This window comes from Neorhizobium galegae (assembly GCF_017877135.1).
Taxonomy (GTDB): domain Bacteria; phylum Pseudomonadota; class Alphaproteobacteria; order Rhizobiales; family Rhizobiaceae; genus Neorhizobium; species Neorhizobium galegae_A.
The window spans coordinates 15,907-38,687 of sequence record NZ_JAGIPH010000007.1; the positions used below are offsets into that span (position 1 = coordinate 15,907).

Annotated in this window: 22 protein-coding genes; 7 read left to right on the forward strand and 15 right to left on the reverse strand. The window is 61.3% G+C overall.

Annotated features, from left to right (window positions below; translation table 11 throughout):
• Positions 1–58: 58 nt before the first annotated feature.
• The 4 genes from J2858_RS18655 to J2858_RS18670 are packed head-to-tail and all read right to left on the reverse strand — an operon-like array spanning position 59 to position 4,168.
• Complete coding sequence (locus J2858_RS18655; RefSeq protein ID WP_210106363.1) at positions 59–811, reverse strand: ABC transporter ATP-binding protein; 753 nt, start codon at positions 809–811, stop codon at positions 59–61.
• A complete protein-coding gene (locus J2858_RS18660) occupies positions 805–1,872 on the reverse strand; it encodes a FecCD family ABC transporter permease (protein WP_210106364.1) in 1,068 nt (355 codons plus the stop codon). The genes J2858_RS18655 and J2858_RS18660 overlap by 7 nt, the downstream gene beginning before the upstream one ends.
• Positions 1,872–3,005: an ABC transporter substrate-binding protein gene (locus J2858_RS18665; protein WP_245366681.1), complete on the reverse strand. Its 1,134-nt coding sequence runs from the start codon at positions 3,003–3,005 to the stop codon at positions 1,872–1,874. Before J2858_RS18665 ends, J2858_RS18660 begins: the two co-directional genes overlap by 1 nt.
• Before the next feature lie 59 nt (positions 3,006–3,064).
• Positions 3,065–4,168: an ABC transporter substrate-binding protein gene (locus tag J2858_RS18670; protein ID WP_432443380.1), complete on the reverse strand. Its 1,104-nt coding sequence runs from the start codon at positions 4,166–4,168 to the stop codon at positions 3,065–3,067.
• Between the two features lie 147 nt (positions 4,169–4,315).
• Here J2858_RS18670 and J2858_RS18675 point away from each other — a divergent pair, with 147 nt between their 5' ends.
• Positions 4,316–5,119, forward strand: a complete 804-nt coding sequence (locus tag J2858_RS18675) for a class I SAM-dependent methyltransferase (RefSeq protein ID WP_210106367.1) — start codon at positions 4,316–4,318, stop codon at positions 5,117–5,119.
• A gap of 45 nt (positions 5,120–5,164) precedes the next feature.
• On the opposite strand, the gene J2858_RS18680 is transcribed toward J2858_RS18675, so the two are convergent.
• The 4 genes from J2858_RS18680 to J2858_RS18695 are packed head-to-tail and all read right to left on the reverse strand — an operon-like array spanning position 5,165 to position 9,081.
• Positions 5,165–6,067 carry an ROK family protein gene (locus J2858_RS18680; RefSeq protein WP_210106368.1) on the reverse strand — a complete coding sequence of 301 codons (903 nt, stop codon included), beginning with the start codon at positions 6,065–6,067 and terminating at the stop codon, positions 5,165–5,167.
• A complete protein-coding gene (gene nagA / locus J2858_RS18685; protein ID WP_210106551.1) occupies positions 6,064–7,242 on the reverse strand; it encodes an N-acetylglucosamine-6-phosphate deacetylase in 1,179 nt (392 codons plus the stop codon). Before nagA ends, J2858_RS18680 begins: the two co-directional genes overlap by 4 nt.
• Positions 7,243–7,280: 38 nt before the next feature.
• A complete protein-coding gene (locus tag J2858_RS18690; protein ID WP_210106369.1) occupies positions 7,281–8,303 on the reverse strand; it encodes an SIS domain-containing protein in 1,023 nt (340 codons plus the stop codon).
• 28 nt (positions 8,304–8,331) lie between these two features.
• Positions 8,332–9,081, reverse strand: coding sequence for a GntR family transcriptional regulator (locus tag J2858_RS18695; protein WP_210106552.1), 750 nt, complete (start codon positions 9,079–9,081; stop codon positions 8,332–8,334).
• A 453-nt stretch (positions 9,082–9,534) separates the two neighbouring features.
• Here J2858_RS18695 and J2858_RS18700 point away from each other — a divergent pair, with 453 nt between their 5' ends.
• The 5 genes from J2858_RS18700 (at position 9,535) to J2858_RS18720 (ending at position 14,953) form a co-directional block, all read left to right on the forward strand.
• Positions 9,535–10,710: a Gfo/Idh/MocA family protein gene (locus J2858_RS18700; protein ID WP_210106370.1), complete on the forward strand. Its 1,176-nt coding sequence runs from the start codon at positions 9,535–9,537 to the stop codon at positions 10,708–10,710.
• A 12-nt stretch (positions 10,711–10,722) separates the two neighbouring features.
• Positions 10,723–11,604, forward strand: a complete 882-nt coding sequence (locus J2858_RS18705) for a carbohydrate ABC transporter permease (RefSeq protein WP_210106371.1) — start codon at positions 10,723–10,725, stop codon at positions 11,602–11,604.
• Positions 11,604–12,464: a carbohydrate ABC transporter permease gene (locus J2858_RS18710; protein ID WP_210106553.1), complete on the forward strand. Its 861-nt coding sequence runs from the start codon at positions 11,604–11,606 to the stop codon at positions 12,462–12,464. The genes J2858_RS18705 and J2858_RS18710 overlap by 1 nt, the downstream gene beginning before the upstream one ends.
• A 25-nt stretch (positions 12,465–12,489) precedes the next feature.
• Positions 12,490–13,725, forward strand: a complete 1,236-nt coding sequence (locus J2858_RS18715) for an extracellular solute-binding protein (RefSeq protein ID WP_210106372.1) — start codon at positions 12,490–12,492, stop codon at positions 13,723–13,725.
• Positions 13,726–13,825: 100 nt separating this feature from the next.
• Entirely contained in the window at positions 13,826–14,953 is a 1,128-nt protein-coding gene (locus J2858_RS18720; RefSeq protein ID WP_210106373.1) for an ABC transporter ATP-binding protein, read from the forward strand.
• A gap of 104 nt (positions 14,954–15,057) precedes the next feature.
• On the opposite strand, the gene J2858_RS18725 is transcribed toward J2858_RS18720, so the two are convergent.
• From J2858_RS18725 to J2858_RS18745, 5 genes are all read right to left on the reverse strand, one after another.
• The gene (locus J2858_RS18725) at positions 15,058–15,882 is read right to left on the reverse strand and encodes a hypothetical protein (protein ID WP_210106374.1); all 825 of its coding nucleotides are present in this window, start codon (positions 15,880–15,882) and stop codon (positions 15,058–15,060) included.
• Between the two features lie 242 nt (positions 15,883–16,124).
• A complete protein-coding gene (locus tag J2858_RS18730) occupies positions 16,125–16,871 on the reverse strand; it encodes an SDR family NAD(P)-dependent oxidoreductase (RefSeq protein WP_210106375.1) in 747 nt (248 codons plus the stop codon).
• The gene (locus tag J2858_RS18735) at positions 16,864–17,511 is read right to left on the reverse strand and encodes an isochorismatase family protein (RefSeq protein ID WP_210106376.1); all 648 of its coding nucleotides are present in this window, start codon (positions 17,509–17,511) and stop codon (positions 16,864–16,866) included. Before J2858_RS18735 ends, J2858_RS18730 begins: the two co-directional genes overlap by 8 nt.
• Positions 17,512–17,522: 11 nt before the next feature.
• Entirely contained in the window at positions 17,523–18,383 is an 861-nt protein-coding gene (locus J2858_RS18740; protein ID WP_210106377.1) for an isocitrate lyase/PEP mutase family protein, read from the reverse strand.
• Between the two features lie 39 nt (positions 18,384–18,422).
• The gene (locus J2858_RS18745; RefSeq protein WP_210106378.1) at positions 18,423–19,169 is read right to left on the reverse strand and encodes a maleate cis-trans isomerase family protein; all 747 of its coding nucleotides are present in this window, start codon (positions 19,167–19,169) and stop codon (positions 18,423–18,425) included.
• A gap of 181 nt (positions 19,170–19,350) precedes the next feature.
• Here J2858_RS18745 and J2858_RS18750 point away from each other — a divergent pair, with 181 nt between their 5' ends.
• Entirely contained in the window at positions 19,351–20,127 is a 777-nt protein-coding gene (locus tag J2858_RS18750; protein WP_210106379.1) for a GntR family transcriptional regulator, read from the forward strand.
• A 122-nt stretch (positions 20,128–20,249) separates the two neighbouring features.
• Here the strand turns inward: J2858_RS18750 and J2858_RS18755 are convergent, their stop codons facing one another.
• Positions 20,250–21,128, reverse strand: coding sequence for an MBL fold metallo-hydrolase (locus J2858_RS18755; RefSeq protein ID WP_210106380.1), 879 nt, complete (start codon positions 21,126–21,128; stop codon positions 20,250–20,252).
• A 110-nt stretch (positions 21,129–21,238) separates the two neighbouring features.
• Positions 21,239–22,747, reverse strand: coding sequence for an aldehyde dehydrogenase (locus tag J2858_RS18760; protein ID WP_210106381.1), 1,509 nt, complete (start codon positions 22,745–22,747; stop codon positions 21,239–21,241).
• Between the last annotated feature and the right edge of the window lie 34 nt (positions 22,748–22,781).

The following is a 22,781-nucleotide window of genomic DNA, read 5'->3' on the forward strand; positions in this document are numbered from 1 at the left end:
CGCACTGGCCGCCTTCCCCTCCCCTCTTGCGAAGGGAAGGAGAGGGGAGGGGAGAACCTCAGGCGGTGCCGTCGACAATCACCAGCGGGCGCCCCTGCGTGCAGTTTTCCACACGCGCATCGACCCGGTAGACGTCGCGCAGCATGGCGGGCGTAATCACGTCCAACGTCGCGCCGCTCGCCAGAAGCTTGCCGCCGGAAATCACCAGCGTCTGCGAACAGTAACGAAGCGCATGGTTCAGATCGTGCAGGGCGATCAGCACCGCCATGCCTTCGGCCATCGCCAGACGCTTCATGAATTCCAGCACCTCAATCTGGCGAAACAGATCAAGCGCAGACGTCGGCTCATCCATCAGCAGCACTTCCGGCTTGCGCACCAGCGCCTGCGCAATCGCCACCAGCTGGCGCTGGCCGCCGGATAAGGCGCCGAGGTCGCGAAAGGCAAGGTCGGAAATGTGCAGAGCCGACAGAAGCCGGTCGATCTCGCTTAGGTCGCCATCCGCAACCCGCCAGCCGGACCCTTGCTTGGCCGCCAGCAGGATCGATTCGTAAACCGTCAGCACCGCATTGGCGCCGGTATCCTGCGGCATGTAGCAGATGGGCCGAAATCCTTCGCGCACATCCTCGACGGTCACGACACCCGCCCCCTTCAACAGGCCGGCAATACGCTTGAAGAGCGTCGATTTTCCCGCAGCGTTCGGCCCGATCAAGGCCGTCAGCGTGCCGCCCTTCAGCCAGTCGGTGGAGATCGCTTCAAAAACCTGCACCCGTCCGTAATGCGCGCCGACATCCTCGAGCTTCAGGGCTACCATGCGCGCCTCCTGTTGGTGAAGATCAGCGAAAAGAAGAAGGGGACACCGACAAGCGCGGTGATGACGCCGATCGGCAGGATGGCGCCAGGGATCAGCATTTTCGAGACGACCGAGGTGGCGGACAACAGAAGTGCGCCGCAGATGACGGAGCCCGGCAGGAAGAAGCGCTGGTCTTCGCCCACCACCATGCGGGCGATGTGCGGCCCGACGAGGCCGACAAAGCCGATCGTGCCGACAAAGGAAACCGGGATGGCGGCAAGCAGGCTCACCAGCATCATGGTTTCGAGCCGCAGGCCGCGCACGTTAACACCGAGGCTTGCCGCCTTGTCATCGCCGAGCCTCAACGCCGTCAGCGCCCAGGCGCGACGGGCAAACAGAGGCACGCAGATCACCAGCACGCCAAAGGTGACGGCAACCTTCATCCACGTCGCCTTGGTGAGGCTGCCCATGGTCCAGAACACGACGGCTGCCAGCGCCTGTTCGGAGGCCAGATATTGCAGCAGCGATAAAAGCGCATTGAAGGTGAAGACCAGCGCAATACCGAGCAGAACGATGGTTTCCACCGACACCCCACGCAGCGTCGAGACGCCATAGATGAACAGCGAGGCGAGCATGGCCATCAGGAAAGCATTGATCGGCACCATGAACTGGATGGCCGCCGGAAAGACAGCCACGCCCGCCACCAGGGCAAGCGCCGCACCAAAGCCGGCCGCAGCCGAAATGCCAAGCGTGAACGGGCTTGCGAGCGGATTGGCAAGGATCGTCTGCATCTGCGCGCCGGCCAGCGACAGGCAGGCCCCGACAGTCACCGCCATCAGCGCAATCGGCATGCGGATATCCCAGACGACGACGCGCAACTGGTTCGACACCGTGTCCGGCATGAAGATGGCGGAGAGAACTTCGCCCAGCGTATAGCGCGCCGGCCCAAGCCCGATATCGATCGAAATGCTGAGCGCCAGTGCCAGCGCAAGGCCGCTTAGAATAAGAATGCGGCGCGCGGCAAGAGCGCGGTAGCGACCGCGCCCCTCCACGATCGGCTGGTCCTGCAAAACGGCCACCATCAGTTCACGCCTTTGTCGAGGGAAACGAAATAGCCGGTCTTGTAGGTGACCGGCAGGAATTTCTCGTGGAAATCCCGGAACGTCTGCTCCGGGTCGAGATCGGCAAAAAGCTCCGGGTGGAACCACTTGGCAAATTGCTGGATCGGAACGAATTCATACGGCGCGCCATAGAACTGGTGCCAGACGGCATGGACTGCGCCGTTCTTGACAGCCTTCACCTCCGGAAAGGGCGTGCGCGTCATCAGGCTTGATAGCTTTACCCGCGCCGCCGCAAGGTCCGCACCGCGACCGACCGAGACGAACTGGTTGATGTCGCTTTCAGCCGCCCAGTTGGAACCGGTGACGATCACATGGTCCGGATCGGAGACGACAAGCTGCTCAGGGTTAAGGTCGCCGAACGTGGTGGTAATGATGCCGTTGGCAATATTGTCGCCACCCGCCTGATCGACCATCTTGCCGAAATTGTAAGGGCCGAATGTGCGGCAGCAGTTGTTCTCACCCGATATGCCGGGTGCGCGCTCGATGAAGACTTTCGGGCGTTTCAGGTCCTTCACGCCGGCCAGGCGATCGGTCACGCGGGCAATCTCGGCGCGGCGATAGGCCTTGAACGCCTCAGCCCGGTCGGTCGCGCCAAACAGCTTGCCCAGGATGTCGATGGATTTTTCCGTGTTCTTGTCCGGATCGAGCCGGAAATCGAGATAGACGACCTTGATGCCGGCCGCCGCCGCCTTGTCCTCGAACCCCGCTTCTTTGGCAATCTTTGCCGCTTCGAGATTGAGCGTGATCACATCCGGCTGCAGGGCAATGGCGCTTTCGAGATCGAAATCGCCTTGCGGCACATAGCCGAAGCGGGGCAGGTCGGCGATTGCCGGGAAATGCTCCACATAGGCGTCATAGCTATCGGGGTCCTTCTTCACCAGATCATCGCGCCAGCCGACGATGGTATCGAAAGTATGCTCCCCTTTCAGCGCCGCAATCACATGCACCTGGCGTGCTTCGCCGACGATGACACGTCGAGCCGGCAGCTCGACGTCTACCACACGACCGGCGGCGTCGGTGATTTCCGCCGCAAGGACGGGGCTCGCCAGAAACGGCAAAAGAGCGACAAGCGCTCGCGAAACTGCTGAAAACATGGGGAGTCTCTCCTTGGCAAAGGCATCCGGCAGGCTTGAACCTGCCGGATGCGGCCTCATCAGTTCTTGTCGTTCAACGACACGAAGTAACCGGTGTGGTAATCGACCGGCAGGAAGCGGGTGTGCAGTTCCTGGAAAGTCGCTTCCGGATCGAGATCGGCAAACAGGTCGGGATGAAGCCACTTGGCAATCTGCTGGATGGCGACGAACTGGTACGGGTTGTTGTAGAACTGGTGCCAGACCGCGTGGACATTGCCCTCCTTGACGGCCTTGATATCGGTAAAGGCCGGGCGCGCCATCAAGGCAGAGAGCTTCTTCTTTGCCAGCGCCTTGTCAGCGCCCGGGCCAACGCCCACCCATGCGCCACCCGGAACATAAAGCTCCCAGTTGGCGCCGGTCACGATCACCTGGTCCGGGTTGGACGCAATGATCTGCTCCGGGTTGACGGTCCCGAAGGTGCCGGGAATGATGCCGGTGGCGAGATTGATGCCGCCGGCCATCTCGACCATCTTGCCGAAATTCTCCGGGCCGAAGGACATGCAGCAATCATCGCTGTAGCCACCGGCGCGCTCCATGAACACGACGGGCTTCTTCAGGTCCTTGGCCTTTGCGATCACGTCGGTGACGCGGGCGATCTGCGCGTCGTGGAACCGAATGAATTCGTCCGCCTTCTGTTCCTTGCCGAACAGGGTTCCGATGAGACGCATGGACGGATCGGTATTTTCCAGCGATTTTTCCCGGAAATCGACGTAGACCAGCGGGATGCCGACCTTGGAGAGCTTCTCGATATAACCGCTCTCTTCTGTCGCCGACTTGGCATCGATGTTCATGATGATGACATCGGGCTTCAGCGTCACGGCCTGCTCGATATCGAACGTGCCGTCCTTCATGCCGCCGAAGGTCGGGATCTTTGCCATCTCGGGGAATTTCTTGAGGTAGATATTGTAGCCGTCGAGATCGGCCTTCTGGAAATCATCGCGCCAGCCGACGATGCGCTTGAACGGCGCGTCCGTATCCATGGCGCCGGTGAAATAGATCTGGCGGCCTTCGCCGAGGATCACCCGCTCGACAGGAACGCTGACCTCGACTTCACGCCCGGTAATGTCCTTGACCTTGATCTTTTCCCCCGCCTCAGCCACGCCTGCTGCAAACGTCAGCGACAGTGTCGCGGCCAGAACCGCCCCCGAAAACTTGAACACGATGGTCTCCATTTAGTCGTTTCCGGGCGCTTTTATGGTTTTATGACTTTTCTCGTCAAGAATTATCTTTTAGAAGAATTCCAAGCATTTACAGCCTGACGGACCGAATTCATGCAGCAGTTGGCAACGCAGACGAACTACAACCTCAAGGACGAGATCAAGGCCTACTGGTCGCAGCGGGCCGAAACATTCGATACGCAGCCCGGGCACGAGATCTTTTCCGAGAGCGAACGGGCGGCATGGCATGCGCTGATCCGGCGCCATCTTGGTGATGGAAAGGGTCGAAAGGCGCTTGACCTCGCATCCGGCACCGGCGTCGTTTCGCATCTCATGGATGATCTCGGCTTTTCCGTCACCGGCATGGACTGGGCCGAGCCGATGCTCGAGCGGGCGCGGGCGAAGGCCGAGGCACGCGGGCGCACAATCCGCTTCTTCCTGGGGGACGCGGAAAACACGCTGGAGCCCGACAATGCCTATGACGTCATTACCAACCGCCATCTGGTGTGGACGCTGGTCGATCCGAAAGCCGCCTTCCTCGAATGGCACCGTGTGCTGAAGCCCGGCGGGCGGCTGTTGATCGTCGACGGCGATTTCGTCAATCAAGGTCTTGTCGCGCGCCTTGCCGGCCGCGTTGCCGAGGCGCTGAAGACCTTCGGCATCGGCGCGCAACGCCCGCTGCATGGACCGGGCGCAAGCCTTGCCGAGACCCATCGCAGCATCCTGTCGCGGGTCTACTTTTCAAAGGGTGCGCGGGCCGAAGCAGTCGTGGAATTGCTGAAGGCCACAGGCTTCTCGTCGGTCACCGTGGATACCGACATGCGGGCGATCCATCGAGCGCAGAAGAAGAATTTTAGCTTCCTGAAGGGCCTCGAGCGGGCAACCCAGCATCGCTATGCCATTTGCGCCGTGAAATAAGAAAGACGAGGGCAGCCGAAAAAGCCGCCCTCATCCAGTCCCTGATCAGCCACCAAGGCCCAGAATTGCCGCCCCTATCAGGCCCGGCTCGATCTGGCATTCGGCCTTCACCACCAGCGGCCGCGCGAACTTGCGCAGGATGCGCGCCCGAACCGCATGATCGATGGCCTCGAGCAATTCCAGCGAATTGGACAGGCCGCCGCCGACCGGCATGATGGTGGCGCCGGTGACATTGGCAACCAGCGCCAGTGGCCCAGAGAGGATATCGACATACACATCGATGGTGCGCACGGCATCGGGATCCTGCCGTTGCCAGTCGGCGATGATCTCTTCGCTGGTCAGCATCTTGGCGTGGAGATGGGCGTGAAGCTTTTCCATGCCGCGCGCGCTGCACACCGCGTCGATGCATCCATCAAGGCCGCAGCCGCAGCGGAAGCGCGGCAGTTCAGCCGGTGGAGTACCGGCCTGCGTTGCGGCAACCGGCCCATGGCCCCATTCGCCGGCAAAGCCACCTTCGCTGTTGATCAGCTTGCCGTCGATCACCAGCCCGCCACCGACACCGGTGCCAAGAATGACGCCGAAGACGACGCGGTGGCCGCGCCCGGCGCCGATGCCGGCCTCTGCCAGCACAAAGCTGTCCGCGTCATTGGCGATCTTCACCGGAAGCCCAAGGGCAGTCTCAAGATCGTCCTGCAACAGCCGGCCGTGAATACACGGAACATTGGCCACCACCGCGCGGCGGCTGTCCGGATCAATGATGCCGGCAATGGACAGGGCAACACAGGACGGCTGTTCCGGCGCCTGGTCGATGACGGCGCGCATGGTGGCGACGAAGGCTGAAAAGTCATGAAGCGGCGTCGGCTGACGCGGCAGGGGGCGGATATCCTGGGCAGAAGTGGCAATTGCCCCCTTGATGGCTGTTCCGCCAATGTCGAAACACACGATCATGATACGAATACCGGCGACTTGGCGCCATGCACCGGCATGCCGCCGATCCAGGTGGAAAGGAGATTGAGCTTGTCATCCAGGAGGATGAAATCGGCATCGCGGCCCGCCATCAGCTGTCCTTTCGTGTCAGCGCCAATCGCCTCCGCCGGATAAAGAGAGGCCATGTTGAGCGCTTCGGCAAGCGGCAGGTTCAGCCTCTCGTGAACAAACCGGACGCAGGACATCATGTCGATATCGGCCCCAGCCAGCGTCCCGTCGGCCAGCGTCAGCCGCCCGTCGCGGCGATAGACCTGGCGGCCATTGAGGTTGAACCCTGTCTGATCGGTGCCGATCGTCGACATGGCGTCCGTGACGAGGAAGATCCTGGCCGGCCCCTGCTTGGCCCGCACCGCAACCCTCATCGAGACAGGGTCTACATGGAAGCCGTCGGCAATCAGGCCGCAGGACAGGCGCCTATCGGAAAGTGCCGCCCCCACCACGCCCGGTTCGCGATTGCCAAGCTGGCTCATGGCATTGAAGAGATGCGTGACCATCGAGGCGCCGGCATCCGCATAGGCAAGAACAGTTGCCGCACCAACATCCGTATGGCCAAGGCTTACCACATAGCCGGCAGCCTTCAGTGCGGCCACCTGCTGCGGCGTGACGTTTTCCGGGGCAATGGTGATCAGCGCCTTGCCGAACGAGCCCGCCGCCTCGACGAGAACGGCAAGGTCGGCCTCGGTCATCGGCCGGATCAGGGCAGGATCATGCGTGCCCTTGCGCGCGATGGAGAGATGCGGTCCTTCGAGATGCAGGCCGAGAAAACCGGGAATGCGGGCTTCGTGCGCTTTGCGGCCGGCGGAGAGGACCGTCGTGCGCAGCTCCACCGTGTCGGTGATCAGCGTCGCCAGCAAGGAGGTCGTGCCGAAACGCGCGTGCGCCGCGCAGATGGTCGCAATCCCGTCGGCAGTCGGCTGGTTGTTGAGCAGCACGCCGCCGCCGCCATTCACCTGCAGGTCGATGAAGCCGGCCGCGACCAGAGCGCCCTGCGCATCGATGCGGGGGAGGGAGGGCAAAGCAGCGTCCTCGGGAAGGATGGCCGCGATCTTGCCGCCCTCAACCACAAGCACATGCTTTTCCAGAAAGCGCTGACCATCAAAGATCCGGCCGCCCGTCACCATGATATCGCTTGGCATTTCGGTGGGCGGCGTGCCGGCAGGTGAAGACGACATGCTCATCGGGTTTCCGTTACCTTCTTCAGGGCCGCCGGCTTGTCGGGATTGAAGCCGCGCCGAAGCGAGAGGGTTTCGACCATGCCGTAATAGGGAATGATGAGGCAGAGCGCATCGGTCAGCGGATGCCCGGTTTCTACGACCGGCAGAGATTTCGGCCCATGCCCGAGGCTCGAGGTGAGGTAGATCGCCGCGTTCTTGTCGACAAGCTTTGAGGCGGTTTCGGCAACAGACGCTTCGGCCTTGTCACGCGCGGCAAAGGCGATGATCGGAAAATCAGCTGCCACCAGCGATACCGGCCCGTGCAGAACCTCGGCCGAGGAATAGGCTTCTGCATGCAGTTCGCAGGTTTCCTTGCATTTCAGCGCCGCTTCCGAGGCAATGGCCAGCGAGGGACCGCGACCGAGCATGTAGAGCGAATCGCAGGTGGCAAGCGGCGCGACCAGCTGGCTCCAGTCGAGCGACAGCGCCTTTTCGAAATACTGGGGAAGGTCCGACACCGCCTTTTGCAGGCCATCGTCTTTCTTCCAGGCCGCCAGGATGGCAAGGCCCGTGACGATCGAATTGACGAAGGATTTTGTCGCGGCAACGGCAATTTCCGGCCCGGCCTGAATGTCGATCGCCATGGTCGCCGCATCGGCAAGCGGCGAGGGCACTGTATTGGCAAGCGCAATCGTCAAGGCGCCGCCGGCTTTGGCGCTGCGGGCAAGCGAGACGATATCGGGGCTTGCCCCCGACTGAGAGACAGCGATGGCGGCTGCCCGCTCAAGCCGCAGCGGCGCATCGTAAATCGAGCTCAGCGACGGCCCGATGGAGGCGACCGGAATGCCGAGCTCCAGTTCGATGGCGTATTTGAGGAAATGCGCCGCATGGTCGGAGGATCCGCGCGCGATGGTGACAACGACGGCCGGATCCCGCTCGCGCAGGGCCGCGCCTGCCGCTTCAATGGCCCCCTGGCTCTTCACAAGAAGATCGGAAGCAACGGCCGGGATCTGGTTGATCTCCTGGCGCATGATGGAAGTCATGAAAAAGCCTTTCGAATTGGGCGTGGCGTCAGGCGCCGATGGTGAGTTCGGCGACGAGATCATAGGCGTCGCTGCGGTAAAGGGCGGTGGACACTTCCATCACGCGCCCGCTGTCGAGATAGGCGATGCGCTGGACAGACAGCGCTGCCGAACCGGGCGGAACTCCGAGAAGTTCGGTCTCTTCGTCCTTCAAGAGCACCGCGCAGATGCGCTGATTGGCCCGCACCGGCCGGATGTTGCGCTGGGCAAGCGCCTGGTAGAGCGAGTTTTCCACGACATCGGGATCGGGCAGCATGTCATCGGCAAGGCTGGTGCGCTCCAGCGCGATCGGCATGTCGTTGGCGGTGCGCAGGCGCGTGATGCGACAGACCCGGGCGGTGCCGGAAAGCCCGAGCGTCATGGTTTCCTCGGAGGTTGGATCGAAGATGCCGCGGTCGAGCCAGCGGGAGCCGGGCACCATGCCGCGCCGGCGCATGTCTTCCGAAAACGAGGTGAGCCGCGTCAGCGGCTGCTGCATGCGCGGCACCGGCTTGACGACAAAGGTGCCGGAACCACGCCGGCGCACCAGAAGCCCCTGATCCACAAGATCATCGATCGCCTTGCGCACCGTCACGCGCGAGATCGCCGCCTCATCGGCAATGTCCCGTTCTGCGGGGAGGGCATCGCCATGCTTCAGGCGACCGGACACCACGGCGTCTTCGATCATGTTCTTCAGCTTGAGATAAAGTGGACCGCCGCGCACGGCCTGGAGCTGCGCCAGCGGCAGAACCTCCTCCATTGCCATACCGATCCCCCATTGCGCTGGAAGCAGAGGATTGCAGCAGGCGAACCACCCCGCAAAGCCCGGCTTCCGTTTACCGTTTCGTAAGCGGGGACAATACCAACGCCATACCAAATCCGCAAATGGTTTTATTGGATATGTGAATTCCGTCTAATAACACCGGATTTCTCGTTGTTCTCCAGTGAAAACGACAGTTTTGGAATTTTTGTAACGGAACCGGTAGACGATTGGCATTTTTTTGGTATTGTTATCGCATTGACTGGACAGAATGACGGGGTGCAGCAACCACCAGATTTCCGAGATACCCTTTTACGCTGCCGGCTGCGCAACACGCGGCGAGCCATGAAAAGGAATTTCAGGAAATTTACCGAACGGCGTTTTTTGGTTGACGAAATCCGGCATCTGCCACAGGCTAAGAAAAATAATTACGAAAACAGGGAACAGGCCACAATGAAGGTCGCCATTATCGGGCTCGGATTCCGACTGGGCTATCTGGGACGCGCATTCAAGGATATCGACCCCGATTTCGAGATCGTCGGTTATGTCGATCCGGCGCCTGCCGGTCTGCCGCGCCTGACGGAGGCTGGCATCTCGCCGGGCAAGGCCTATGCCACCCCCGAGGAGTTGATTGCGTCCGAAAAATTCGATCTTCTGATGATCGGCTCGCCCAATCACCTGCATCTTGAACATATCCGCATCGGGCTTGAAGCGGGTCTTACCGTGTTCACCGAAAAGCCGATCGTCGTCTCGATCGAGGAAAGCTATGCGCTGGCCGCTCTCCTCAACACCTATGGCCATGACCGGCTGCTGGTCGGGCTCGTGCTGCGCTACTCGCCGCTTTACCGCGACCTTCGGGAAGCCCAGGCCAAGGGTCTCCTCGGCGATGTCGTCTCCATCGAGGCTTCCGAGCACATCGCGCCTTACCACGGCGCCTTCTTCATGCGCGACTGGCGCCGCTACGGCCGTTATGCCGGCGGCTTCATGCTGGAAAAGTGCTGCCACGACCTCGATCTCTATAACGGCGTCGTCGGCCAGCGTCCGCGTTTCGTCGCAAGCTTTGGCGGCCGCAAGAGCTTTGTGCCGGGCAACGCGCCGCAGAATTCCGGCGTCAACGATCTCGAAATCTACCACAAGAAGCCGAGCGGCTGGATGGGCTCCGACAAGGTGTTCGACAGCGACGGCGACATCATCGACTACCAGACTGCCATCGTCGAATACGAAGGCGGCGCCTCGATGACCTTCCACACCAATCTCAACGTGCCGGACGAATTCCGCCGTTTCTGCGTGATCGGTTCCAAGGGCATGGCGGAAGGCGATTTCGTTCGCGGCTTCCTCGACGTGCACGATGCCCACACCAGCGAAAAGCGCGTCGGCAACCGCTATCAGGCACCGTCTGCCACCTCGCACCATTACGGCGCCGACGAACAGATGGCAGCCGACGTCTTTGCCCATATCACGACCGGTGCGGCTCTGCCGGTTTCGGCGCTCGACGCCATCGAAGCCGGCATTCTGGCGCTGGCCATGGACGAGGCGCGGGCGAGCCGCAAGGTGGTCGATCTGGCTCCTGTCTGGGAGCGCTACGACACGCTGCTGCACGGTCAGCCCCTCAAGTCGAAGACCGCGTGAGGGAGTAACGCCATGCATGCCAGACGAAGCGCTGTCATCTTTGCCTGGCTGCTGCTGGCGCCGGCTCTCCTGTATGTGCTGACGATCGTTGCGTACCCGCTGGTCGATACCTTCATCCTCTCCTTCACCGATGCCTCGCTGAAGAAGGTGACGAACTGGGTCGGCTGGGAGAATTACGACAAGATCTTCAACGCCACCTTTGCCGAGGTCATCACGCGCACCTTCGTGTGGACCTTCTTCTCGGTGTCCATCAAGATGCTCATCGGCACGTTCGGCGCCTCCATGCTGAACGCTGCCGTGCCGGGACGCGCGCTGTTTCGCGTGCTGACCATGCCACCGTGGATCGTGCCCATGGCCATCGGCATCTTCATGTGGGGCTGGATGTATAACGGCCAGTTCGGCATGATTTCCGGCCTTCTGCAGCGTGCCGGCGTCGTCGATGGTCCGGTCGCCTTCCTCGCGCAGGGCTCCACCGCCTTCTGGGCCACCGTGATCACCGATGTGTGGATCGGCGTACCCATGGTGACGCTGTACATGCTGGCCGCCATGCAGTCGATCCCGCAGGATCTCTATGAGGCCGCCTGGACGGATGGGGCAGGGCGCTTCTACCGCTTCCGCCGCATCACGCTGCCGCTCCTCGTGCCGGCGATGATCACCATGTCGATGCTGTCGCTGATCTCGACCTTCAATTCCTTCGACATCATCTGGATCCTTACCCAGGGTGGCCCGAACGGTGAAACGACGACGATGATCATCGACACCTACCGTACCGCCATCGGCTCGAAGAAATACGGTGAGGGGGCAGCGCGCGCGGTGATGATCTGCATCTTCCTGTCGATCTTCTGCCTTTGCTATTTCCGCGTCACCAGCCGCCTGTCTGCCGGAGAGAAATGATGAAAGAGCCCCAGCAGCTGATCAATCGCTACAAGTGGTACGAGATCGTCGGCATCTATTGCGGCATCTTCGTCTTCCTGTCCTTTGTGCTGTCGCCCTTCGTCGAGGGCTTCCTGGTGTCGCTGAAGCCGCTCAGCCAGCTGTTTTCCTCGCCCTACCGGTTCATCCCGGAAAACGGCTCGTTTGCCGCTTACCGTACCATGTGGGAGAGCGTGCCGGGCTTTGGGCGGTATATCTTCAATTCCTTCTTCATTTCCTCGATCGTGACCGCGGTGGTGCTCGCCATGGTGGTGCCGGCGGCCTACGCCTTTGCCCGCTTCGAGTTCAAGGGCCGAGGCACGCTGCTCGGCGCCTTCCTCGCGGTCAACATGTTTTCGGGCGCGGTCCTCCTCATCCCGCTCTTTCGGCTGATGCGCAGCTTCGGCGTGCTCAATACCTATTTCGCCATGATTGTGCCGGGCGTCGCCTTTCTCATCCCGTCGGCCATCTGGCTGCTGCGCACCTATATCATGCGCATCCCGCGCGAGCTGGACGAGGCGGCCTATGTGGATGGGGCAAGCCATTTCTACACGCTGCGCCGCGTGATCCTGCCGATTGCCATGCCCGGCATCACAGTGGTCGCCATCACCACCTTCATCGGGTCCTATGCCCAACAGTTCATCTTCGCGCTGACCTTCAATGCGAAGTCCGAATACATGCCTTTGCCGGTTGGGCTTTACGCCTATTTCGGCCGCCAGGAAGTGATCTGGAACGAGTTGATGGCCGCAAGCTTCGTCGGCATTGCGCCTGCCATGATCGTCATCTTCTTCCTGCAACGCTATCTCGTCAGCGGTCTGACCGCCGGCGCGGTGAAACAATAAAACAACGACCACAGAGAATGGGAGCATGACCGTGAACATTTCTATCAAGACTGGGATCTATGCCGTAGCGCTTGCCGGCACCACGATGCTGAGCGCCATGGCGGCACATGCCGCCGACAAGGAAATCTCCTGGATCTATTGCGGCGACAAGATCGACCCGATCCATGAAAAGTACATCAAGGAATGGGAAGGCAAGAATGCCGGCTGGAAGGTCACGCCGGAAGTCGTCGGCTGGGCCCAGTGCCAGGACAAGGCAACGACGCTTGCCGCCGCCGGCACGCCGGTCGCCATGGCCTATGTCGGCTCGCGCACGCTGAAGGAATTTGCCCAGAACGACCTCATCGTTCCGGTGCCGATGACGGATGCCGAAAAGAAGAGCTATTATCCGAACATCGTCGATACCGTGACGTTCGAGGGCACCCAGTGGGGCGTGCCGGTCGCCTTCTCCACCAAGGCGCTCTACTGGAACAAGGACCTCTTCAAGCAGGCCGGTCTCGACCCGGAAAAGGCCCCGAAGACCTGGGCTGAAGAAATCGCCTTCGCCAAGCAGATCAAGGAAAAGACCGGCATTGCCGGTTACGGCCTGCCGGCCAAGACCTTTGACAACACCATGCACCAGTTCATGCACTGGGTGTACACGAACAACGGCAAGATCATCGACGGCGACAAGATCGTCGCCGACAGCCCGGAAGTTCTGGCCGCACTGCAGGCCTACAAGGACATCACGCCCTATTCCGTCGAAGGCGCCACCGCCTACGAACAGAACGAAATCCGCGCCATCTTCCTCGATGGCAAGGTCGGCATGATCCAGGCCGGCTCGGGTGCGGCAACGCGTCTGCAGGCCACCAAGATCAACTGGGGCATTGCACCGCTGCCGCTCGGCCCCTCGGCCAAAGGCGAGGGTACGCTCCTCATCACCGACAGCCTTGCCGTCTTCAAGGGCTCGGGCGTCGAAGACAAGGCGATCGAATTTGCAAAATTCATCACCTCCCCCGGTCCGCAGGGCGAATATGAATTGCAGGGGGGTGCCGGCCTGACCCCGCTTCGTCCCTCGCCGAAGGTCGATGAATTCGTCGCCAAGGACCCCTTCTGGAAGCCGCTCATCGACGGCATCAAGTTCGGTGGACCCGAGCCGCTGTTTACCGATTACAAGGGCTTCCAGAACGTCATCATCGAGATGGTCCAGTCGGTCGTGACCGGCAAGGCCGAACCTGCCGCTGCTCTGAAGAAGGCATCTGCCGACCTCGAGCAGTACAAGTAACAGCCTTCTCCATCAGGGATCGCGGCCATGCCGGTCGCGATCCTCATCCGCTTACCTTACCGCCGCGGCCGCTCGTTCCGGCGAACGGAGACTGAGACCCTTGGGACAGCTTTATCTCAACAACGTACAGAAGTTCTATGGTGACTTCGAGGTGCTGAAAAGCATCAAGCTGGAGGTGAAGGACGGCGAATTCGTCGTCTTCGTCGGTCCCTCCGGCTGCGGGAAATCAACGCTGCTGCGCATGATCGCCGGCCTCGATTCCACCTCGTCGGGCGATATCGTCATCGATGGCGAGCGGGTCAACGACAAGCCGCCGGTCGAACGCGGCATTGCCATGGTCTTCCAGTCCTATGCGCTTTATCCGCATATGACGGTGTTTGAAAACATCGCCTTTCCGTTGCGCGTAGAGGGGCTTCCCGAAGCCACGATCCGCGAAAAGGTCGGCGCGGTTGCCAAGATCCTGCAGCTGGAAAAGCGTCTTGAACAGAAGCCTGGCCTGCTGTCGGGTGGCCAGCGCCAGCGTGTCGCGATCGGCCGCGCCATCGTGCGCGAACCAAAGATCTTCCTGTTCGACGAGCCGCTGTCGAACCTCGACGCCGCCCTGCGATCGGACATGCGCATCGAATTGTCCAAGCTGCACGGCGACCTGAAGGCGACGATGATCTACGTCACCCACGACCAGGTGGAAGCCATGACCATGGCCGACCGCATCGTGGTGCTGAATGCCGGCCAGATCGCCCAGGTCGGAGCGCCGCTCGAGCTGTACCACAAGCCGCAGAACCTGTTCGTTGCCGGCTTCATCGGAAATCCCAAGATGAATTTTCTGCCGGTGCGCTGCGAAGCGGCCGGTCCTGAAGGCATCACCGTCTCCTATGACGGGCAGACCGTGACCATCCCGGTCGAACCTCGTGCCGATATCGTCGGGCGCATGCTGACGCTCGGCATTCGTCCGGAGCACACGACGCTGTCGGGCGGCGACCTCAATGTCACCGTCACCCCCTCGGTCATCGAGCGCCTCGGCATCAATACGGTCGCCTATGCCAGCCTGCCGACCGGCGAACCCTATTGCGCGCTCTTGTCCGGATCAGCCCCGATCGCGGTCAACACGCCGGCCACCACCGGCATCCGCATCGCCGATTGCCATCTGTTTGACGAGCAGGGTGAAGCCTTCGAACGGCGTATCGACTGGCGGACTGCGCATACCGAAGAGGCCGGAGCGGCTGCCTGAGGCAGGTCACGGCACCGGAAGAGCGAGGCGTCCGCAAACTCGGTGCGCCGCAGCGGAAAAGCCGGTTCACGATACAGGCGTGAGCCGGCAAAACCGAACTGCCACTATCGCGTTACTGGGGTTTGCGTCGGTCGCGCGACGGCATCGCGCACTGTCGTGACCAGCGTATCAAGTGCCGTAAACATCGCCTCTACCGCATAACCGGCGAGAAACGCGATGGTGAAGCTGTTGATGGTCGAGAGCGCGTGGGACGAGTCGATCAGTTGCGGCATGATAAAGCCGAGCGTCATCCCAAGGTTCATGCGCAGATAATATCCCGATTCCTCTCTCAGCACGAAGGTCTGGTTCGCCAGCCGTGTCAGGATGCTGCGCAGGATATAGGCGCAGGCCCCCAAAAGACCCACTACGACGTTGATGGCGTTGCGCACATGGACCTTGAACGGAGCTAGCAAATTCTGGTGTTCCGCGCTGAGAGTATTCTTCAAAATATCCGTCAATGCAAAGCATAGAATCGTTGCGATCAAAGACCCGACCGTGAACCACATCAGCTTCTTGATCAGACGGTTGACGCGCTTATAGATGTCCGCCTCTCTGGAGTCAGCATCATGCACGCTCTGTCCTTTCATCTGCCCTTCCATCAGCTCGGCAATTTCCAGCGAGAGTGGCGTGGCGGGGTAGATACGCGGCGCGAGCTTGTCGATCGCCTGTAACAGGGAAACCTCGACATCACTGATGGCCGTCGATGTGGGTGGCGCTACCATACCACGGGCCTTGGCAAGCGCTAAGGATGCGTCCTCGATAAGCTTTTCCGGCACCTCGATCGTTTTGGTGATGGAAGAGAAGCGCAGCATCCGCTCCAGATCGGCAACCATCTTGCTGATCTGGGAATTGTCCTGAAATGTAGCCTGCTGAACGTCAACCATATGCATGTCGCCCCCAACATCTAATGCAAATTGACGAATTTATTAAATGGTCGGCGACTTAAGGAGTCAACGCTTATCGGATTGCAGGATTTAAATTATTTATAGACCAAATCTGCTTGGAAGAACGGTCTGCTTCCAAGTTAGACTTCATGCAACTCATCTATAGGCCATTCACTGCTTCGGCAATGTCGCCTTATGCTTGGAGGGTGGCGACGCCGGAGCATTCGCGCCGCAGTCTAGCCGCGCCGTTACGGCATGTATCCCCCGCCATTCACCCAGAGAACCTGCCCCGTCATGAATCCACTTGCCGGCGACAGCAGAAATTCGATCGGGCCGACGATATCCTCCGGCAAAGCCAGCCGTTTCATCGGCGTCATGGCACGGTAGGCGTCGAGGGGAACGATCGACTGGCCGTCCTCATCGGACCGTCCAGTGCCGCCGCGCAGGAAGGCGGTATCGACGAGACCCGGCGCCACGACGTTGAAACGCACCTGAGGGGCGTTTTCCACCGCGAAGGTTTTGGTGAGCGCGATCACGCCGGCCTTGGAGGCCGAATAGGCGCCGTAACCCGGTCGGACATGCGCGGCAAGGCCGGAGGCGACATGGACCACCGTGCTCCCTTGCGCCATCATCGGCAGGACGGCTTTTGCCGCAAGGAAGACCCCGCGAAGATTGCCGGCGATGACCTCGTCAAAGTAATCCGCACCGGTCTGGGAAAGCGGCTGCAAGGCGCTGTTATAGCCCGCCAGATTGACGAAGCCGTCCACCTGGTCCCAGTGGTTGCCAAGTGCAGAAAAGGCCGTCGCGATCGAGCTTTCATCGCACACGTCGATGGCAATCGTTTTCGTGTCGAGTGCGTGGCGTGCAAGCGAGGAGGAGAGGTCGAGTACGGTCACGTCATCGCCCTTCTGCGCCAGATGAGCGATCAGCGCGCGGCCGATGCCGCCGGCACCGCCAAGCACGGCGATGCGGCGGCGCGTTGCCTTCTCAGTCATCGGTGTTCCTTTCAGGCCCAAGCGAGCGAAAGAAGTCCAGGATCTCCTCTTCGGAGACGACGTCGGCATATTTGGCATTCATGTCGAACAGGTTGGCTTCATGCGGCGCAGGATGGCGATCGCCGCAGGCCTCGCGCACGACGGTGGTGATGAAGCCGTGTGACATGGAATCGACACAGGAGGCTCGCACGCAGCCGCTGGTGGTCAGCCCCGTCAGCACCACATTGTCGATGCCCATCGCCGTCAGCGTCGAGGCAAGGGAGGTGCCGAAAAAAGCCGACGGATACTGCTTGGAGACGACGATTTCGTCGTCGCGCGGGACAAGACCCTGGGCGAAGACCGCGGTCTTCTGGCCCTGCACGAAAGAGGCAAGCGGCTTTGCCTTTTCAAAAAAGCGCCCGCCGTTCAGCCCGCCTTTCTGGTAGGTGACCTCCGTCAGGATCACCGGAATGCCCTGTTCATGGGCAACGGCGCGGATGCGCAGGGCAGAGGCGAGCGCCCCATCCACCCCGGCATAGAGAACGCAATCGGGATCGAAATAGGCTTCGGCGAAATCGATCAGCACCAGCGCCGGGCGCTTTCCGAACCCCGCCCGGTTGTCATAGGCGATCCTGTAGTTGTCATCGAGATCCTGGCTCATGCCTTGCTCCTTCAGATTTCCGCAAAGCGACGTTCAAACTCCCAGACATCCTCGAAGCCCAAAAGCTTGTTGAATTCTGCGAACGAGTAGAGGTCGATGTCGGGCGAGGTGATGCCGTTCACCTTCAAATCCTTGAAGGACTTGTCGAGGGCCGCGCCGACGCTCAGAAAGCCGAGCGCCGGGTGAATGGCAATCGCATAGCCGAGCTCTTTCAGCCGGTCGGCGGACAATAGGGGCGTGCGCCCGCCGTTCACCATATTGGCAAAGAGCGGCGCCTGGATGCGCTCGGCGACCGTCTTCATTTCCTCTTCGCTTTCGGGCGATTCCACGAAAACCACGTCTGCACCGGCTTCGCGATAGGCATCGGCACGGCGGATCGCTTCGTCAAGGCCGAGACTGGTTCGCGAATCGGTGCGCGCGACAATCAGGAAATCACGGCTGGAGCGGGCATCACTCGCAACCTTCACCTTGCGCACCATGTCTTCGAGCGGAATCACGCGGCGGTTTGGCGTGTGGCCGCATTTCTTGGGAAACTCCTGGTCTTCGATCTGAATGGCGGTCACGCCGGCATCCTCGTAGCCACGCACCGTATGGCGCACGTTGAGGAGGCCGCCATAGCCGGTATCGGCATCGGCAATCACCGGGGTCTTCGTCATTTTCACGATCTGGCCGATACGCTCGATCATGTCGCGATAGGTCGCAAGACCGGCATCGGGCAGGCCGAGATAGGAGGCGACCGTGCCATAGCCGGTGACATACAGCGCCTTGAAATCCTGGCGATCGGCGATCAGCGCCGAGATGAGATCAAATACGCCGGGCGCGAGAATAAAGTCCTTGGCCTCGAGGGCCTGCCTGAGACGAGGGTCCGCCATGGTTTTCCTTCCTATCTTCCTTGTGTTTTTAAGAATGTGTCAGTGCGCGGCGAGCAGCTGGCCATAAGAACTGAACCGATCCTCGATGCCGGTCGCCCGCAGCATCGCCCAGAAGGTCGCCTGATTGGAGGTGACAACCGGCACTCCGTAGCGCGCCTCCAGCGAGGCGATCAGCGGCAATGTGGGAAAATCGGTGCAGGTAATCAGGATCGCTTCGCTTCCCGGCACGAAACAATCGCCGACGTGGGCGGCGATCGCCTCGAGCGGCGTTTCTGCAATGCGGACATAGTCGGCAGGACCGGTCTCGCCGATGCCGAGACCAATCAGCCGCTCCACTGTAAAACCGTTATCCGCCAGAAACTCCGTTTCGTGGTGGTTCAGCGCGTCGTGATAGGGGGTTGCGACCGACAGGCGCTTCACGCCGAGCGTCTTCAGCGCATGGATAATCGCGGCCGAGGTCGTGATGGCGGTGACACCCGTCGTACTGGTCAGGCTCTCCGGCAGGCTTTCGACCGGATTGATCATCGATCCGGCCGTGCAGGCATAGGCGATCGCATCGACGCGGGCCTGCGCCAGGAGGGCGAAAACGCCTTCCAGATCCCGCATCAGTCCGGCCTTGCCCTCAACCGATGTGGTATCCTTATGCAGCGGCATGCGATGGGTATGGAAGGTCACGCCTTCGGGCATCATGCGCTGCCATTCCGCCTCGTTCACGGTGTTCGTGGGCGGCGTGATCAGGCCAAGCTTGGCGCGGCTCGAATAGACGGATTTGTGTCGCTCAGGCATGGCCTCTCCTAAATGTCATAATAAACTGATTACAAACTATGGACTTTGTCCATACCTTTGTGAAAATAGGCGCGGTTCGTCCCCATCTCCCTGCAGGATGGGCGGTATTTCCGGGGCCGAATTTGTTATAGTGAAGAGAACTTGAACACCGCCTGGGCTTGGCGCCAAACGAAAGTGCTGCATGACGACCAAAGAGGATGACCTCGTCGAGGACCGCCCCCATGACGGCTTGCCACGCTATGCGCAGATCCAGAAGATCCTCGAGGATCGTCTGGCAGCGGGCATCTATCCCGTAGGGTCGCTGCTGCCGCCGGAGCTGGAACTGGCCGTCGAATTCAACAGCAGCCGCACCACCATTCGCGAGGCCTTGCGGTACCTGCGCGAACGCGGTTACGTCGAACGCCGGCAGGGCATCGGCACGCGGGTGATCTCCGATACGTCGCGGGCGACCTTCTACCAGTCCTTCGGGTCGCTTGAAGAACTGTTCCAGGTGGCGGTCGAGACCTATTACGTGGTCATGGACGTGACGACCGTCACGCTCGACAGCGAGCTTGCAGAGCTGGTCGGCGGCCTTGCCGGCGAGGAATGGATCCTCATCAATGGCGTGCGCTGGACGGAACCGGGCGGCAAGCCGATCTGCTATATTCAAAGCTATGTGCCCAAGCGCTTCGAACACGTGGTGGCGCAGTTTGCCGATCACCAGGGCCCCTTCTTCGCGCTGCTCGAGCGCTATTCCGAGGGACCGATCGAGGAAGCGGTGCAGGAGATCCGCGCCCTTCCCATGCCGGTCGAGTTCACCCGGCAACTGGGGTTGAAGCCGGGCTCGTGGTCGCTCCAGCTGCTGCGCCGCTACATGACCCAGAGCGGCGTGCTGATCGCCTCTTTCAACTGGCACCCGGCCGACCAGATGGCCTACCGGATGCGCATCCATCGCAGCAAGGAAATGACGGGGGAGTGAATTTTGCTCCCTCTGTCGCACCGCCCGGCGAGCGTTAGAAGCCTGCAGGAGTGAGCCGGATCGGCCGGACTGCTGGCTTGTGCCCGGGCGTATCGTGACGACATTTCGAGAGGCGTCGTGCATCAGGCGACAAACTCCGGCCGGTAGCCACCGCTGGCATCACCGCGGATCCGCATGCCGGAATAATGCCTGAGATGCGCCGGCACCAGAAGGTCGTCGCGCGACGCTGCCTGATCGAGCAGCACATGCCGCGTGGCGATGGCCGCCTGCGGGTCGCTGCAGAAGCGGCTTGTCCAATCCGGATGAAACACCTGGACGGGGGTATGAATGGCATCGGCGCAGAAGATCGCCCGCCGATCCTGGTGGCAGAGGCAAAGGCCGAGCTGCCCGCGGGTGTGACCGGGCAGCGCCATCAGATCGAGCCCGCCTGAAACGGTAAACCCGTCATCAACGAATTCCGCCTGTCCGGCGTCCACCACCGGCTGCACGCTGTCGATGAACGAGCCGTGGTTATGGGTGCCCGGCGCGCTCTCTTCCTGATCCCGCCACAGGTCGAATTCGGCGCGGCCGATCAGATAGCGCGCTCTCGGGAAGGTCGGCACCCAGCGCCCGTCGACAAGCTTTGTATTCCAGCCCACATGGTCGGCATGCAGATGCGTGCAGAGCACGATGTCGATATCCTCGGCCCGAAGACCGGCCGATGCCAGACGCTCAAGATAGCCCGACGCCGCCCGCTGGTGCCAGTCGGCTCGGCGCGGGCGCGGCTTGTGCTCGCCGATGCAGGTGTCGATCAGAATGTTGAGCCCGGCCGTTTGCAAAAGATGACTGTGCACGCCAAGCAGGATCGATCCCGTATCGAAATCCACGTGATGGGGCGCCAGAACCGTTTGCAGCGGCCGCAGCATCTCCACGTCACGGCCCGGGAACAGCAGATCTATCGGCAAAGCGAAGGGATCGAGATCGGCAAGCGTGCGGATGCGGGCCGGGCCGAAGGCAAACATGGGACCTCACTTCCACGAAAGGGGGTTTGTCACCGGGTTCGACCGGCGACCGCCGCAGCGTACAACACGCGGGCGGCAAGCCCGCCGGTGAGACGGCATGCCGCGGCCGGTCATTCGCCCGCCATCCCCATGCGGGGCATCATGCGCGGCGCGCGCGCGATGATCGTCGTCTTCATTTCGGTAAACATCGCCTGCGAGCCCTTGGCGCCCTCGCGACCGAGCCCTGACTGCTTGTAACCACCAAAGCCCGTGCGCAGATCCCGAACGATCGGGGTGTTGACGAGAACGGTTCCGGTGCGAAGCGCCGACGCCGTCCGCATGGCGCGCTCCAGATTGCCGGTCCACACATAACCGACGAGACCGAACTCGCTCTCATTGGCCTTGGTGATCACCTCCTCTTCCTCGTCAAAGACCTGAAGGGCGGCGAAAGGCCCAAAAATTTCTTCGCGGCAGATGGCGATGTCGTTTGACGGGGCCAGCATCGCGGTCGGCTCGAAGAAATAGCCGGCGTTCACGTTGCTATAGCGATGGCCACCACAGAGCAGGCTTGCTCCTTCCGCGATGCCGCTCTCGGCATAGCGTGCCATCCGCTCGCGCTGCGCCTGGTTGATCATCGGGCCGATCTCGGTGCCGTCCACCAGCGGGTCGCCGATCTTCAAGGCCTTGGTGCGACGGGTAAAGCTGTCGATAAAGCGGTCGGCGATCTTGCGCTCGACAAAAATGCGGCTGCCGGCCAGGCACATCTGGCCATTGTTCATGAAGGAACTCATCATCGCCGCATCAAGCGCCTGGTCGAAATCGGCATCGGCAAAAACGATATTGGCCGATTTCCCGCCAAGCTCCATGGCCGAACCTTTAATGCCCTTGGCGAGCGAGCCGAGGATCGCAGCCCCGGTGACCGTGCCGCCGGTAAAGGACGCCATGTCGATGCCCGGATGGGATACGAGCGCAGTGCCGGTCACCTGACCACGGCCGTTGACGAGGTTGACCACGCCCTTCGGCAGGATGCCCTCGATCAGTTCCACCACGCGGGTCACGGTAAGCGGTGTCAGTTCCGAGGGCTTGACCACGCAGCTATTGCCGAAGGCGAGCGCACCGGCCATCTTCATCGCGGTGAGCCCAAGCGGCATGTTCCACGGACCGATGAGCGCGCAGACGCCGATCGGCTCATAGGTCACCATGCTCATCAGCCCGGGCTCCTGGGTAAACACCTCGCCACCCGACTGGTTGATGTATTCGGCGAAGAACCGGAAATTATAGGCCGCGCGCGGAATATGGACGTGGCGCGTCTGGCTGAGCGGAATGCCGGTGTTGATCGTCTCCAGCACGGCCAGTTCGTCGGCATGGGCAAGGATGACATCATGGATGGCAAGCAGGGCTTTCTGCCGTTCGGCAACGGTTGCGCGTCCCCAGGGCCCTGCATCGAACGCCTGTCGGGCCGCGACCACGGCCCGGTCCACCTCATAGGCGCTCGATTCGCAGAGTGTCGCGACCCTCTGCTCGGTCGTCGGATCGATGACCGCAATCTCGGCTGCGCCCGACGGATCGCTGAACTGACCGGCCACATAGCCGCGGATCACGAGGGGGCTTCGGTTCAATTCGTCGCGTCGGTGCTGCACTGGCTGTCCCTCAAGCGCTTTTGCGCAATTATTT

Bases quoted from the DNA above. Each gene is read 5' to 3' on its own strand.
- J2858_RS18655 (WP_210106363.1), bottom strand. From the start codon at position 811: ATGGTAGCCCTGAAGCTCGAGGATGTCGGCGCGCATTACGGACGGGTG.
- J2858_RS18660 (WP_210106364.1), bottom strand. From the start codon at position 1,872: ATGGTGGCCGTTTTGCAGGACCAGCCGATCGTGGAGGGGCGCGGTCGC.
- J2858_RS18665 (WP_245366681.1), bottom strand. From the start codon at position 3,005: ATGTTTTCAGCAGTTTCGCGAGCGCTTGTCGCTCTTTTGCCGTTTCTG.
- J2858_RS18675 (WP_210106367.1), top strand. From the start codon at position 4,316: ATGCAGCAGTTGGCAACGCAGACGAACTACAACCTCAAGGACGAGATC.
- J2858_RS18680 (WP_210106368.1), bottom strand. From the start codon at position 6,067: ATGATCGTGTGTTTCGACATTGGCGGAACAGCCATCAAGGGGGCAATT.
- nagA (WP_210106551.1), bottom strand. From the start codon at position 7,242: ATGCCAAGCGATATCATGGTGACGGGCGGCCGGATCTTTGATGGTCAG.
- J2858_RS18690 (WP_210106369.1), bottom strand. From the start codon at position 8,303: ATGACTTCCATCATGCGCCAGGAGATCAACCAGATCCCGGCCGTTGCT.
- J2858_RS18695 (WP_210106552.1), bottom strand. From the start codon at position 9,081: ATGGAGGAGGTTCTGCCGCTGGCGCAGCTCCAGGCCGTGCGCGGCGGT.
- J2858_RS18700 (WP_210106370.1), top strand. From the start codon at position 9,535: ATGAAGGTCGCCATTATCGGGCTCGGATTCCGACTGGGCTATCTGGGA.
- J2858_RS18705 (WP_210106371.1), top strand. From the start codon at position 10,723: ATGCATGCCAGACGAAGCGCTGTCATCTTTGCCTGGCTGCTGCTGGCG.
- J2858_RS18710 (WP_210106553.1), top strand. From the start codon at position 11,604: ATGAAAGAGCCCCAGCAGCTGATCAATCGCTACAAGTGGTACGAGATC.
- J2858_RS18715 (WP_210106372.1), top strand. From the start codon at position 12,490: ATGACCGTGAACATTTCTATCAAGACTGGGATCTATGCCGTAGCGCTT.
- J2858_RS18725 (WP_210106374.1), bottom strand. From the start codon at position 15,882: ATGCATATGGTTGACGTTCAGCAGGCTACATTTCAGGACAATTCCCAG.
- J2858_RS18730 (WP_210106375.1), bottom strand. From the start codon at position 16,871: ATGACTGAGAAGGCAACGCGCCGCCGCATCGCCGTGCTTGGCGGTGCC.
- J2858_RS18735 (WP_210106376.1), bottom strand. From the start codon at position 17,511: ATGAGCCAGGATCTCGATGACAACTACAGGATCGCCTATGACAACCGG.
- J2858_RS18740 (WP_210106377.1), bottom strand. From the start codon at position 18,383: ATGGCGGACCCTCGTCTCAGGCAGGCCCTCGAGGCCAAGGACTTTATT.
- J2858_RS18745 (WP_210106378.1), bottom strand. From the start codon at position 19,169: ATGCCTGAGCGACACAAATCCGTCTATTCGAGCCGCGCCAAGCTTGGC.
- J2858_RS18750 (WP_210106379.1), top strand. From the start codon at position 19,351: ATGACGACCAAAGAGGATGACCTCGTCGAGGACCGCCCCCATGACGGC.
- J2858_RS18755 (WP_210106380.1), bottom strand. From the start codon at position 21,128: ATGTTTGCCTTCGGCCCGGCCCGCATCCGCACGCTTGCCGATCTCGAT.